General features: G+C 70.2%; 9 protein-coding genes. 3 read left to right on the forward strand and 6 right to left on the reverse strand.

The window, feature by feature from the left end; genetic code table 11:
* Positions 1 to 45 precede the first annotated feature (45 nt).
* Positions 46 to 1,554, reverse strand: a complete 1,509-nt coding sequence (locus ACFW0G_RS42465; protein ID WP_378331227.1) for a glutamate synthase subunit beta — start codon at positions 1,552 to 1,554, stop codon at positions 46 to 48.
* The gene (gltB, locus tag ACFW0G_RS42470) at positions 1,547 to 6,106 is read right to left on the reverse strand and encodes a glutamate synthase large subunit (RefSeq protein ID WP_378331228.1); all 4,560 of its coding nucleotides are present in this window, start codon (positions 6,104 to 6,106) and stop codon (positions 1,547 to 1,549) included. Before gltB ends, ACFW0G_RS42465 begins: the two co-directional genes overlap by 8 nt.
* Before the next feature lie 415 nt (positions 6,107 to 6,521).
* Here gltB and ACFW0G_RS42475 point away from each other — a divergent pair, with 415 nt between their 5' ends.
* From ACFW0G_RS42475 to ACFW0G_RS42485, 3 genes are read left to right on the forward strand one after another with little or no spacing between them, the layout of a single operon-like run.
* Positions 6,522 to 6,938: a hypothetical protein gene (locus ACFW0G_RS42475; protein WP_378331229.1), complete on the forward strand. Its 417-nt coding sequence runs from the start codon at positions 6,522 to 6,524 to the stop codon at positions 6,936 to 6,938.
* A gap of 21 nt (positions 6,939 to 6,959) precedes the next feature.
* Positions 6,960 to 8,429, forward strand: a complete 1,470-nt coding sequence (locus tag ACFW0G_RS42480; protein ID WP_378331230.1) for a hypothetical protein — start codon at positions 6,960 to 6,962, stop codon at positions 8,427 to 8,429.
* 9 nt (positions 8,430 to 8,438) lie between these two features.
* Positions 8,439 to 9,176: a hypothetical protein gene (locus ACFW0G_RS42485; protein WP_378331231.1), complete on the forward strand. Its 738-nt coding sequence runs from the start codon at positions 8,439 to 8,441 to the stop codon at positions 9,174 to 9,176.
* Between the two features lie 258 nt (positions 9,177 to 9,434).
* Here ACFW0G_RS42485 and lgt read toward each other — a convergent pair whose 3' ends face one another.
* The 4 genes from lgt to ACFW0G_RS42505 all read right to left on the reverse strand — a co-directional run bounded on the left by lgt (position 9,435) and on the right by ACFW0G_RS42505 (position 14,415).
* Complete coding sequence (gene lgt, locus ACFW0G_RS42490) at positions 9,435 to 10,538, reverse strand: prolipoprotein diacylglyceryl transferase (protein ID WP_378331232.1); 1,104 nt, start codon at positions 10,536 to 10,538, stop codon at positions 9,435 to 9,437.
* A 28-nt stretch (positions 10,539 to 10,566) separates the two neighbouring features.
* Positions 10,567 to 11,751: a M20 family metallopeptidase gene (locus tag ACFW0G_RS42495; RefSeq protein WP_378331233.1), complete on the reverse strand. Its 1,185-nt coding sequence runs from the start codon at positions 11,749 to 11,751 to the stop codon at positions 10,567 to 10,569.
* Positions 11,752 to 11,827: 76 nt separating this feature from the next.
* Positions 11,828 to 12,967: an amidohydrolase family protein gene (locus ACFW0G_RS42500; RefSeq protein WP_378331234.1), complete on the reverse strand. Its 1,140-nt coding sequence runs from the start codon at positions 12,965 to 12,967 to the stop codon at positions 11,828 to 11,830.
* On the reverse strand, positions 12,964 to 14,415 hold the full coding sequence (locus tag ACFW0G_RS42505) for an APC family permease (protein ID WP_378331235.1): 1,452 nt from the start codon (positions 14,413 to 14,415) through the stop codon (positions 12,964 to 12,966). The genes ACFW0G_RS42500 and ACFW0G_RS42505 overlap by 4 nt, the downstream gene beginning before the upstream one ends.

The raw sequence follows: 14,415 nt of genomic DNA on the forward strand, positions 1-14,415 counted from the left end.
GACTTTCCTCGCATCGCATGCGAGGAAAGTCCCCTTCAGCTCACGTCACACGACGGCCAGCGGCAGGGCGGTCGGGTGCACCGGGGCGGGCAGGTCCGACGCGCCGGTCAGGTAGGCGTCGACGGCGTGGGCCACCGAGCGGCCCTCCGCGATCGCCCACACCACCAGCGACGCGCCGCGGTGCGCGTCGCCGCAGACGAACACGCCCGGCGCCGACGTCTGCCAGTCGGCACCGCAGGACAGCGTCCCGCGCCGGGAGAGGTCGAGGCCGAGCCCGCCGAGCAGCGGCATTTCCTCGACACCCTCGAACCCGATCGCCAGCAGCACGAGGTCGGCGGGCAGCACCTCGACCTCGTCGCCGACCGGGACGACCTCGCGGCGCCCGGTCTCGCGGTCCTTGTGCACCCGGACGTGCTGCAGTTCGATGGCCTTCACGCGGCCCTCGTCGTCGCCGACGAACCGCTTGACCGCCACGGCGAACTTCCGCTCGCCCGCCTCCTCGTGCGCGGGGTAGGTGCGAAGGATGTACGGCCAGGTCGGCCATGGCGAACGGTCATCGTCCCTTGTGGACGGTGGCATCGGGTACTGGTCCAGCTGGGTCACCGAAAGCGCGCCCTGCCGCGTCGCGGTGCCGTAGGAGTCGGCGCCGGTGTCGCCACCGCCGATGATCACGACGTGCTTGCCCTCGGCGTCGATCGGCGACGGCCCGTCGCCCTCGACGTACCGGTTGGCGGGCACCAGGTGTTCCATCGCCAGGTGGATCCCGGACAGCTCACGGCCGGGCGTCGTCCGGTCGTCCCGGCCGCGCAGGGCGCCGACGGCGAGCACCACGGCGTCGTACTGCGCGCGCAGTTCCTCCACCGTCAGATCGACGCCGACCTCGCAGCCGGTGACGAACTTGGTGCCCTCCTTCTTCAGCTGCGCCAGCCGCCGGTCGAGGACCTTCTTCTCCATCTTGAACTCGGGGATGCCGTACCGCAGCAGCCCGCCGAGCCGGTCGTCCCGCTCGAACACGGTGACCTCGTGGCCGGCACGGGTCAGCTGCTGGGCGGCGGCGAGCCCGGCGGGCCCGGAACCGACCACGGCCACGCGCTGCCCACTGGCCACTTCGGACACCTGCGGCTGCACGTACCCGGCTTCCCAGGACTGGTCGGCGATCGTGGCCTCGACGCGCTTGATCGCCACCGGCCCGCCCGAAAGCGGCGAGATCGACAGCACGCAGCCCGCCTCGCACGGCGCCGGGCACAGCTTCCCGGTGAACTCGGGGAAGTTGTTGGTGGCGTGCAGCCGATCGCTCGCGGCGGACCAGTCGCCGCGGCGGACCAGATCGTTCCACTCCGGGATCAGGTTGCCGAGCGGGCAGCCGGAACCGCCCGAATGACAGAACGGGATACCGCAGTCCATACACCGCGAAGCCTGTGTCTTGACCTGCTCATTGCGTTCGCCGGAGTCGAGTTCCGCATACACCTCGCCCCACGACGCGAGACGGTCCTCTTTGGACTTCTTCGCGGGCTCTTCCCTGCGGTACTTCAGAAAGCCATTAGGGTCAGCCACGAGCCGCCTCCATGATCGCCTCATCCACATTGCGACCCGAAGCCTTCGCTGCCTTCGCCGCATCCATCACCCGCTGGTAGTCCCGCGGCATCACCTTGGTGAACGCCGCCGACCGCCGCGGCCAGTCACCGAGCAGCGACGCCGCCACCGCGGAACGGGTGAGATCGTAGTGTTTCTGCACGGTCTTCTTGAGCCAGGCGAGGTCGTCCGCGCCCGGTTTGAGCAGATCCACCATGTCCTGGTTGACCTTGCCCCGGTCGATGTCGAGCACGTACGCGACCCCGCCGGACATCCCGGCCGCGAGGTTGCGTCCCGTCGGCCCGAGCACCACGGCCTGACCACCGGTCATGTACTCGAAGGCGTGATCGCCGACGCCCTCGGCGACGACCAGCGCGCCCGAGTTGCGCACGCAGAAGCGTTCGCCGACCTGACCACGCAGGAACATCTCGCCGCTGGTGGCGCCGTAGGCCAGGGTGTTGCCCGCGATGGTCTGCCGCTCGGCCGCGAACGTGGCCGACGGATCGGGCCGGACGACGATCCGCCCACCGGAAAGTCCCTTTCCGACGTAGTCGTTCGCATCGCCGACCATGTCGAGGGTGATGCCACGCGGCAGGAACGCGCCGAGCGACTGCCCTGCCGAACCGGTGAGCAGGACGTGGATCGTGTCCTCGGGCAGGCCCTCGCCGCCGTAGCGGCGGGTGATCTCCGAGCCGAGCAGCGTGCCGACGGTCCGGTTCACGTTGCGCACCGGCAGCTCCAGCCGTACCGGGTGCGCGTCCTCCAGTGCCGCCTCGGCGAGCTGGATGAGCGTGCGGTCCAGCGCGTGTTCCAGGCCGTGGTCCTGTCCCCTGGTGCGCCGCTTCGCGCCGCCGTAAGGGGTTTCCGACGGCATCTCGAAGATCGGCGCGAGGTCGAGGCCCGAGGCCTTCCAGTGCTCGACGGCGGCGTCGGTGTCCAGCATCTCGGCGTGCCCGATCGCCTCGTCGAGGGTGCGGAAGCCCAGTGCCGCAAGGGTTTCCCGTACCTCTTCGGCGACGAACCGGAAGAAGTTCACCACGTGCTCGGCCTGGCCGGTGTAGCGCTTACGCAGCTCGGGGCTCTGGGTGGCGATCCCGACCGGGCAGGTGTCCAAATGGCACACCCGCATCATGACGCAGCCCGCGACGACGAGCGGGGCCGTCGCGAAGCCGTACTCCTCGGCGCCGAGCAGCGCCGCGATGACGACGTCGCGCCCGGTCTTCATCGCGCCGTCCACCTGCACCGTGATCCGGTCGCGCAAACCGTTGAGCAGCAACGTCTGCTGCGTTTCGGCGAGCCCGATCTCCCACGGCGTCCCGGCGTGCTTGAGCGAGTTCATCGGCGAGGCGCCGGTGCCGCCGTCGTGGCCCGAAATGAGCACGACGTCGGCGTGCGCCTTGGACACCCCCGCCGCGACCGTGCCGACCCCGAGCGAGGACACCAGCTTCACGTGAATGCGGGCCTGCTCGTTGGCGTTCTTGAGGTCGTGGATCAGCTGGGCCAGATCCTCGATGGAGTAGATGTCGTGGTGCGGCGGCGGCGAGATCAACCCGACGCCCGGCGTGGAGTGCCGGGTCCGCGCGATCCACGGATACACCTTGTTCGGCGGCAGCTGGCCGCCCTCGCCGGGCTTCGCGCCCTGCGCCATCTTGATCTGGATGTCGTCGGCGTTGACGAGGTACTCGCTGGTGACCCCGAACCGTCCACTCGCGACCTGCTTGATGGCGCTGCGGCGGCGCGGGTCGTAGAGCCGTTCCGGGTCCTCGCCGCCCTCGCCGGTGTTGGAGCGGCCGCCGATCTGGTTCATCGCGATGGCGAGCGTCTCGTGCGATTCTGCCGAGATCGAGCCGTACGACATCGCGCCGGTGTTGAACCGCAGGAGGATCGACTCGGCCGATTCGACCTCCTCGATCGGTACCGGGGTGCGTTCACCGGTACGGAAGGAGAACAGCCCGCGCAGCGCGCCGCCCTCGCGGTAGAGCCGGTGCACCTCGTCGGAGTACTTGCGGTACACCTCTTCGCGGCCGGTCTTGGACGCGTGCTGGAGCAGGAACACCGTCTCCGGGGTGAACAGGTGCAGCTCGCCCTCGCGGCGGTAAGCGTACTCGCCGCCGGTGTCGAGTCCACGGTGGACACGGTCGGTCGGGTTTTCCGGGTAGGCGCGGCGATGCCGGACCGCGACCTCCTCGGCGAGCACGCCGAGGCCGACGCCGCCGAGCTTCGAGGACGTCCCGGTGAAGTACTCGTCGAGCAGATCCTGGTGCAGCCCAAGGGATTCGAAGACCTGCGCGGCGGTGTAGGCGCCGACGGTGGAGATGCCCATCTTGGACATGATCTTGAGGACACCCTTGACGAGCGCCTGCACGTAGTTCCGGACCGCCTTGCCGGGCTCGATGCCCGTCACCGCACCCTGGTTGATCATGTCCTCGATCGTCTCGAAGGCCAGGTACGGGTTGACCGCGGCGGCGCCGTAGCCGAGCAGGAGCGCGATGTGGTGCACCTCGCGCGCGTCGCCCGTCTCGACGACCAGCGCGACGCGCAGCCTTTCCTTGGTGCGCACCAGATGGTGGTGCACCGCGGAGACCAGCAGCAGCGACGGGATCGGCGCCATCCGGTGGTCCGAGTCGCGGTCGGACAGCACCAGCGTGCGTGCCCCGGCCGCGATGGCCTCGGACGCCTCGCGCCGGACACGCTCGATCGCGTCGGCAAGCGCTTCCGCGCCACCGTCCACTTCGTACAGTCCGGAAAGGACACTGCAGGCGAAGCCGGGGAGGTCCCCGTCGTCGTTGATGTGGATGAGCTTCGCCAGCTCGTCGTTGTCGATCACCGGGTACGGCAGCTTGATGTGCCTGCACGACGCCGGTCCCGGCGTGAGCAGGTTCCGCTCCGGGCCCATGATCCGGGCCATGCAGGTGACCAGTTCCTCACGGATCGCGTCCAGCGGCGGGTTGGTGACCTGCGCGAAGTTCTGCTTGAAGTAGTCGTAGAGCAGCCGCGAACGCTTCGACAGCACCGCGGGCGGGGTGTCCGACCCCATCGACCCGATCGGCTCGGCGCCCTTGGCGGCCATCGGGGCGAGCAGGATCTTCAGTTCCTCTTCGGTGTAGCCGAAGGAAAGCTGGCGCCGCAGCACGGAATCATGGCTCTGCACGACGTGGTCGCGGTCGGGCAGCTCGGCGATCTTGAGCAGGCCGGCGTGCAGCCAGCTGTCGTACGGGAGTTCGCGGGCCAGCGCCGACTTGATCTCGTCGTCGTCCACGATCCGGCCGGCGACGGTGTCCACCAGGAACATCCGGCCCGGCTTGAGCCGTCCCTTCGCGACGACGTCCGCGGGCGCGACGTCGAGCACGCCCGCCTCGCTGGCCAGCACGACACGGTCGTCGGCGGTGTGCCACCAGCGCGCCGGGCGAAGGCCGTTGCGGTCCAGCACCGCGCCGACCAGGCTGCCGTCGGTGAAGGTGACGCAGGCGGGGCCGTCCCACGGCTCCATCAGGCTCGCGTGGAACTTGTAGAACGCGCGGCGTTCGTCGTCCATGGTGGCGTGGTTCTCCCACGCCTCCGGGATCATCATCAGCACCGCGTGCGGCAGCGTCCGGCCGCCGAGGTGCAGCAGTTCCAGGACCTCGTCGAACGACGCGGAGTCCGAGGCGTCGGCCGAGCAGATCGGGAACAGCCGGGTCAGGTCGCCGGGGATCAGGTCCGATTCGAGCAGCGCCTCACGGGCCCGCATGCGGTTGCGGTTGCCGCGGATGGTGTTGATCTCGCCGTTGTGCGCGACGAACCGGAACGGGTGCGCCAGCGGCCACGACGGGAAGGTGTTGGTGGAGAACCGCGAGTGCACCAGCGCGATCGCGCTCGCCAGCCGCTCGTCGGTGAGGTCGGCGAAGAACGCGGGCAGCTGCTCCGGGGTGACCATGCCTTTGTAGACGATGGTGCGCGAGGACAGCGACGGGAAGTACGTGCCGCAGTCGGCGTTCTGGCTCTCGTGCTCGACGCGCTTGCGCAGGCAGAAGGCCAGGCGGTCGAGTTCGAGCCCTGCCGTGGCGCCGCCGTGGTCCGCGACGAACAGCATCGCGAAGTGCGGCATCACCGAACGGGCCGTCGGCCCGAGCTCGGCCCTGTCGGGGTCGACCGGCACCTCGCGCCAGCCGAGCACGTCCAGCCCCTCTTCGGCGGCTACCCGTTCCACCAGCGCCACGGCCTTGCGGCGCTGGTCGGCGTCCGCGGGCAGGAAAGCGATTCCCGCCGCGTAGCGGTGCTGCCCTGTTCCGTCCGGTTCCGGCAGTGCGAAGCCCGCCTCGGCCCGCAGCAGCTCGTCGGGCAGCTGCAGCAGGATGCCCGCGCCGTCGCCACTGGTGGGCTCGGCACCCGCGGCACCGCGGTGGTCGAGGTTGGTCAGCGCGGAGAGACCGTCGGTGACGATGCCGTGCGAACGGCGCCCGCGGATGTCGGCCACCATGGCCACACCACAGGAGTCCTGCTCGGTCTCCGGATCGTAAAGACCCTGCTTGCCGGGAATGGCGGAGAAGATCATGAAGGACCTCCTTCGTCGTCGTGCGATGGCCGGAAAACCGGCCGAATGGTGCGCACGGGACGACGATGGCCCGCTCGTTGACGCGACTTTAACACCTAGGAAACATGCCGGCATCCGTTCGGAGCGCCCCGAACGGCGATGAACGGTAACGATCCGGCTGCGTGGAACGACATAGTTCCTGATGGCGTCACGGTAGTTGGTTCCGCTAAGTATATGTCTCGCGGATCCACGCGGAGTTTACTGTGCCCCCGCCGCGCCCGCCCGTTCGGAACAGCGTCCGTACTCCGCGCTTCCCCACCGTCACGATCAGCGATTTCCCCGAACCGCCCACGAGCGGTGACCGGCTGATGCCATAGTGTTCCCGGACCGGTTAGCCCATGCGTTCGGGCAAGCGGAAGATACGAGGGGATCTTTCATGACCAGCAGACCGACCAGGGGTGGTGGGCGCGGCGGGGGCGGCAAGCCCGTCCGCATCGACCCGGAGGTGTTGCGCGCCTACGCCGAGAACCTCGAGGCGCTGCACTCCGTCATCACCAGCATCAGCGAGTTCATGCACACCACGGCGTGCGACAAATCCGGCTTCACCGGGCTGTTCATGGTGCTGCAGCCGGTGGTCGACCTGGTGGGCTCGCTCTACGACGAGACGCTCAAGTTCGGGCACGAGCGGCTGGCGTCCATGGCCGCGGGCATCACGGAGGCCGCGAAGCGCTACCAGGAGCACGAGGACAGCGTCGTGAAACGCCTCGAAGCCCTCCTGCGGGAGCTGGACAAGCAGATCTCCGCCGCGCCGGAGGACGGCCCGTCCCGCCGCTCACACGAACCGGTCTACTAAGCACATTCGAGGAGGGGGTCCATGGCCAAGCACCATGGAGGCCCGGGACACAGCACGCCCGGGCACGGGAAGCCGGGTCAGCATCCCGCGCCGGGACATCCGAAGCCCGGGCAGCCGCACCAGGATCCGGAGCACCGGCAGCAGCGTCCCGGCCACGACGAGGAGAAGCCGGACCGCAAGCGGGGGCACGAGGACGAGGACAAGAAGGGCAAGGAAGACAAGAAAAAGCGCGACGAGGACCCCAAGGACGACCCGAAGGACGATTCGCCTTCGGCACCGGGCGGGGATTCCTCCGACGCGCCGACGACGCCCTCGGGCGGGCAAGGCGCCTACGGCCTCGACGACGGCAGCGACGTCATCGCCCTGCTGGAGCCGCCCGCCACCGACGCGTCCGGGGACATCAAGGCGCTGCTGGCCGACGCCGACATCAAGGTCCAGGCGGTCGACTGGGTGTTCCAGAAGATCGCCGGGCACAGCCTGATCGACCTCGTGATCAAGCCGATCACCGGCGACTTCACCAAGATCGCCGCGGACGCCGAGGCGTGGCGGACCATCTCGGACGCCATGAAGCAGTTCTCCGAGACGATGGTGCGCAACGCCGAGATCGTCGGCGAGCACTGGGAAGGCCCGTCCTCGACGGCCCATCAGGCCTATGTGAACGTCGGCTGGCGCGTCGCGCTGATGGCCGAGGCCGGGATCGCCCAGGCCATCGGGAAGGGCTTCGACGCACTGGCCGACGGCTCGCGCAAGCTCGCGGCGAAGGCCTTGGACCTGCTGGCGAAGCTCATCGACACGCTCATCGAGATCGCCGCCAAGGCATGCGTCCCGATCGCGGGCTGGATCGCCGAGACGACCACGATCTGGCGGGCGTTCCAGCTGCTGAGCCTGATCCTCGACGTGATCGAGATGATCAAGGACATCATCAGCCGGGTCCAGCAGCTGTGGGAGTCGATCCAGAACCTCGGCTCCCAGCTGAAGCAGATCAAGGACATCATCACCGGCGGCGGCGACAAACCCGGTGACACCACACCGTCCGGTGACGGTGGCGGGGACGAGCCACCACCACAGCCCCGTGGCGGTGACGACTCGCCTCCGGAACGCCGTGAGGAGCCGACGACACCGTCCGGTTCGGACGAGAAGCCGCCGCGGGCCGAGGAGAAGTGCAAAAGGTGCGGTGGCCCGCTCGACGGCAACGGCAAGTGCCCGCAGTGCGACCGGCGACGGCAACGGCCGGACGACCACAAGTGCAAGCGGTGCGACGGCCCGCTCGACGAGCACGGCAAATGCCCCAGGTGTGACCGGCAACGGCAGCGGCCCAGCAGCAGGTGCTCCAAGTGCGGTAAGGAAGGCGACTGGGGTTCCTCCCACGTCTGCCCGGATTGCCGTCGCAAGGACCGGTGCTCCCGGTGCGGCGCACAACTGCGACCGGGTGTCCCGCATACGTGCCGCAAGCCGCCGTCGAAACCGGGGCCGCGACCCAAGCGCAAGTAGGAGAAAGCGATGAGTTCACCGTCCGGCGTGGCACCGGAAGATTCGTGGAAGACGAAGGAGATCCGCGAGGCGGAGTCCAATTTGGACCGTTCGCTGGCGAAATCCCGGGAGCGGCTCGCGGAGATCGACAAGATCCAGATCCCGCCCGCCGATCTCAGCTCGTCCCCGGAGAAGGAGGCGGCGCTGAAGGCGGCCGCGTCGAAGCCCGACGCGCCCGCCGAACTGCGGCTCATCAAACGCAAGGTGGACGCGGGCGAACTGTCCTGGAAGGACGTCGCCGAGGGGCGCGCGTTCACCGATCCGGACGTCCGCAAGCTGGCCGAAGCGAAACTCGGCGGCGCGCGCGAGACGTTCAAGGCGTTCGAGGAGGGCGCCACGCTGGACGAAGTGATCGAGGCCCGCAGCGGCGGCTCGTCCGGCGACCCGCTCTCCGGCCCGCTCACGACCCCGTCGCAGGCCGCTCCCCCGGCGCCGCCCGCTCCCGCCGACACGCACCGGGAGCCGCCACCTCCGCCGGCTTCGGCGCCACCCGCACCGCCCGCACGGCCGCGGCCCGTGGCGGATGAGGACTACTACGCCGATCCGCTCGCCGACGACGAGGCCGCGTCACCGCCACCTCCGCCGTCCCGTCCGGCGCCGCCGAGCCGTCCCGCTCCGGACGCGCCGCGCCGCTCACCCCGGCGCACCGAGTCGTCGCCGGTCGACGATGACGACTACTTCAGCGGCGGCGATCACCTGCGCGGCTGATCCCGGCGGGCGTCCTGCGTCCGGCGTCCGGCGTCCGTGAAGGCCTCCTTCACAGCGGTGAGCGCCCTGAAGGGGGCCTTCACAGCACTGAGCGCTGTGAAGGCCCCCTTCAGGGCGTCGAGGTTCGCAAAGGACGTGGCCGCCACTGTCCTTTGTAGACTTGTGAAGGAATGAACGGAAGATTCAGCCCGCCCTGAGGCCCCCTACCCGACAGCCTACGGGCAGGGGCCGACAGGAACTGGGCCCGGCGATCGGCCGTCAGCTCTGGGCGTCGGGTTTCTTCTCGTCTCCGGCCGGAGACACGCCCGGAGGTGTGCCCGGCGACGCGGAGTCGCCGTTGTCGGCGCTCACTTCCGCGTGTTCCCGCTCATCGGTGCCCGGCTCGGGCGAGGGCAAGGGCACCTCGCCGGGCTGCTTGCCGACGAGGGCTTCCGGGGCCTCGCGCGGACCGCGTTTGGCGGCGAGGACGAAGTACACGACCGCGCCGGCGAACACCAGGATCGAGGTCCACACGTTGACCCGCAGGCCGAGGATGTGGTTGGCGTTGTCGGTCCGCATCAGCTCGATCCAGCAGCGGCCGACGGTGTACCCGGCGACGTACAGCGCGAAGGCGCGGCCGTGGCCGAGCTTGAACCGCCGGTCGGCCCAGACCACCAGCGCCGCGACACCCAGGTTCCACACCAGCTCGTAGAGGAACGTCGGGTGCACGGGGCTGTCCGGCAGCGGAATGTGCCCCACCGCGACGCCGTTGAGCAGGTCGTCGGGGTTCTCGGGGTTGAAGCGCTGGTAGATCTCCAGGCCCCACGGCAGCGTCGTGTGCGCGCCGTACAGCTCCTGGTTGAAGTAGTTCCCGAGCCGCCCGATCGCCTGCGCGGCGACGATGCCCGGCGCGATCGCGTCCGCCATCGCCGGCAGCGGGATCCCCTTGCGGCGGCAGGCGATCAGCGCGCCGACCGCGCCGAGCGCGACCGCGCCCCAGATGCCGAGGCCGCCGTCCCAGATCTTCAGCGCGTTGAGCGGGTTCTTCCCCGGCCCGAAGTACAGCTGGTTGTCCGTGACGACGTGGTACAGCCGCCCGCCGACCAGGCCGAACGGCACCGCGAACACGGCGACGTCGACGACCGTGCCCTTCGTGCCGCCGCGCGCGGCCCAGCGCCGCTCACCCCACCAGATCGCCACGATGATGCCGGCGATGATGCACAGCGCGTACGCGCGGATCGGGATGGGCCCCAGGTGCCAGACGCCGCGGTCGGGGCTGGGGATGGTGGCGAGCACGAGAGCCGAGGCGGAATACACGAGGTCACCGTAGCGCGTTCCGGGTGGTGGCCGTCCAGGAGCCGCCCACGGTCGCGGCGTGTTCACCGCCGGTGAAGCGATCCGTGACCCGCGGTCACGGCCCGGCGGGGCCCAGCGCGGCGAGGTACCCCGCGACCAACGCGTTCGCGACCTGCGCGACGGCCTCGTCGGCGGGCAGGAACCGCTCGTCGTGCAGGCTCGGCGCGCCCGCGGTGTCGCCGAGGCCGACGAACATCATCAGGCCCCGGGTGCCCTCGTCGCCGCCGTCGGTGCAGTAGTGCGCGAAGTCGTCGGCGCCGAAGGACCGGAAATCGACGTCCACATCGGACCGCCCGCGCACCAGCCACCGCTGGGCGCCGACGGCCAGCGCAGGATCGTTGTGCAGCACCGGTTCACACGGGCTGACGCGCAGTTCCGCGGTGCAGCCGTGCGCCCGCGCGGTCCCGTGCACGATCTCGCCGAGCCCTTCGAGCGCGCGTTCCCGGTCCTGTGCCCGCATCAGCCGCAGCGAGCCGAACGCGCTCGCCTGGTTCGGCACCACGTTCGCCGCGGTCCCGGCCTGGATCCGGCCGATCGAGCACACCGCCCCGAACACCGGGTCCACCCGGCGGCTCGCGAGCTGCTGCAGGCTGACCACCAGCTGGCTCAGCGCGAGGATCGGGTCGCGCAGCAGGTGCGGGTACCCGGCGTGCCCGCCCTGGCCGTGCAGCACGACCTCGAACTCGTCGGTGGAGGCGTTGACCGGCCCCGGCACCGCCGAGACCACGCCGTTCGCCAGACGGGGCTGCACATGGGCACCGATCACCGCGTCGACCCGGTACTCGGCGAGCACGCCGGATTCGACGACGTCCAGCGCCCCGGACGGCGAGGTCTCCTCACGCGGTTGCAGCACCGCGAGGATCGGCCGCGGCACGCCGATCCGCACCGCCGCGCGGCACACCGCGACCAGCGCCGCCAAGTGGACGTCGTGGCCGCACGCGTGCATCAGTTCCGAGTCCGAAGCCCAGCCGGCACCGGTGCGTTCGAGCACGGGCAGCGCGTCGAGTTCCGCGCGCAACGCCACCGCGGGGCCGTCGTCCTTGCCCGGCAAGGGGATCGCCCGCCCGGTCTTCGCGACCCGGATGCCTTCCCCGGCTCCCAGCGCTTCGGCGACGACGCGGGCGGTGTCCTCTTCGTCGCCCGAACCCCGCGGATCGGCATGGACCCGGTGCCGCAGCTCGATCGCCGCGGGAAGCTCGTCGGCGATGGCCCGCCGCCACCGCTCCCACAACTCGCTCATGCGGTCGCCTCGCTTCGCGAGACAGTGTTCAATTCCTTTTGGCGCATGGTATCCATGATTCGCTCGCAAGCATCGCTCATGCCGCCTCCAAGCCGTACACCCGCGCGGCGTTCTCGTGCCCGGCCAGTGCCGCCAGCCGGACGGCGTCCACTTCGGACAGTGCGTCCGCGGCGAGCGCGCCGCGCAGGAAGTCCGAAAGTCCTTGCCGGAACAGTGCCGCGCCGAGATGGTACAGCTCGGCGAGCCCGAACGCGTCGGTCGAGAACAGCAGCTTGCCGAACGGCACCAGCTCCAGGATCTCCGCGAGCACGGCGGGAGCGCGGAACCCCGCGTTGTGCGTGATCAGTCCCGCGTCGACGAACACGTGCTCGAAAACCTGCGCGAGATAAGCGGCGTTGCGGTGGAACGGATAGTTGTGCAGCAGCAGGATCGGCACCCCGGCCGCCCGCGTGGCACGCAACAGCCCGGTCAGCAACAGCGGGTCGCACCGGTGCAGGTCCACATCGGAATCGCCGTAGCCGACGTGGAACTGCACCGGCAGCCTCGCGTCGACACCCGACCAGATCAGGAACCGGTGCAGCACCTCGTCGGCGAGCCGGACCGGTTCCCCGGCCTCGACACGGGCGAGCCAGCGCCCGGCCGCCGCCACGACGTCGCCGGGCGACGGCCGCTCGCCGGAAAGTTCCAAGCCGGCCCGGTACGCGGCGATCGACTTGACGCCGACGGCGTTCGCGGTACGTTTCGCCAGTTCGGCGCCGAAGTCCGCGGCGAACCCGGCGGCGCTGGTGCCCGCGCGCACGACGTCCTCGGCGACCTGCTCCAGCCGGACGACGTCCTCGGCCGGGGCGCCCGCCAGCGCGGCGAACTCGTCCGTCGTTGTCAGCGATCCGGGCAGGAAACCGCCGTCGAGCAGGAACCGGGTGATGCCGGTGCCCCGCAGGAACCGCCGGTTGACCTCCGCCGCGCCCAGTTCGGCGCGACGCGCGAGGTACTCGTCGGCGGGCGCGTGCCGGGGCAGGCCGAGGACCGGCGCGCAGCGTTCCCGCACGGCGAGCCCGATCAGCGAGTCGAACAGGCTCGTGCCCAGCGGCGACACGGTGTCGGCCTCGGTGAGCATCCGCTCGAACGCGTCGCGATCCGGCTCACGGGTGATCACGCCGTGGCAGTGGTGATCCACCAGCGGCAGCTCCGCCACGAAGGGAAGTAGCTCCGTCATTCCGCTCCTCCGGCCACCGCCAGTTTCTCTCCCACCCTACGGGCGTAGCCGGGCGCGGCGAGCACGATCACCACCGCGGCCGCCAGCACCGCCGCCGCGACGACCGGGAACCAGCGAGCCGGCCCGGCGGACGGATACGGGATCACGGTGACGTAGACGGTGTAGCCGAGCAGTGCGAGCGCGCCGAGCGGGAACACCAGCTGCCACCTCGGCACCGGCATCCGCCTGCGCACGAACAAAAGCAGGATCGCGCCGACCGTGGTGAGCAGGTAGATGACCAACAGGATCAGCGTCCCGATCGAACCCGCCCAGGCGAACGTGTCGGCCGCGGTGGCGCCGAAGAACACCGCGCACGCGACGATGATCAGCGCCGCCGTCCCGGCGACCACCGTCGCCGCGGCCGCCGGTGTCCCCCGCGCCGACGTCCGGCCGATCCCCTGGCCCTCGCGCACGTCCCTGCCGAGCGCGAACAGCAGCCGCGAGCCACCGACCACACACGCGAGGCAGCAGCCGAACGCGCTGACCGCGGCGCCGACGCTGATGACGTCGCCCACCCACGAACCGACGAACCGGCTGCCGAGATCGCCGAGCAACGAGGACGAATCATGGAACGCGGCCGTGTCCGAGCCGAACGCCATCATCTCGATCGCGGTGACCACGACGAAGTACGCGCCGCCGAAGATCGCGGTGCCGAGAATCGCGCGCGGGATGTCGCGACGCGGGTCACGGGTTTCTTCGCCCAGCGTCGCGGCGGCCTCGAAACCGGCGAAGGACAGGAACCCGAACACCGCGCCGAGGAACACCCCGGACAGTCCCGTGTCGGAGGTGTAGGTGAAGACGTCGAGCGTGAACCGGCCGCCGCCCGGCGCGGAACCCGCGATCAGCCGGACCGCGATGACCACGGTCACCAGCAGGATCACCGCGATCGTCGCGCCCTCGACGACGAGCAGCGTGCTGGTGCCGCGCCGGGCGGGTACCACGGCCAGCAGCCACGCCCCGGCCAGCGCGACACCGGTGAGCACGAACGGGCCCCACGACGGCGGATTCGGCCAAACACCCACGTGCGCAAGGAAGGCGGTGCCGAGCGTTCCCGCGGCCGAACTCGTCACGACGGCGTAGAACGTGTACGTGCCGAGCAGTCCGATACCGGAGACCACGCCGGCACGCGGGCCGAGCGTCGCGCCGACGAAGGCGTACACCGAACCGGCGTGCCGGTAGTACTGGCACAGCCGCACGAACCCATAGGCGACAAGGAGAACACCCGCCCCGGAGAGCAGGAACGCCAGCGGTACCGCGCGTCCGGCGGCCGACGCGGTCTGCTGCGGGTTGATGTTGGCCGCCATGCTCGGCGCCATCAGGGCGACCGACAACCCGACAGCCTGCCAGACCGACAGCGAACGGTGTAATGCGGGACGGTCCGCTGGACGGCCTTTCACGATGTCTGACAC

It is taken from the genome of Amycolatopsis sp. NPDC058986, from assembly GCF_042741125.1.
Taxonomy (GTDB): domain Bacteria; phylum Actinomycetota; class Actinomycetes; order Mycobacteriales; family Pseudonocardiaceae; genus Amycolatopsis.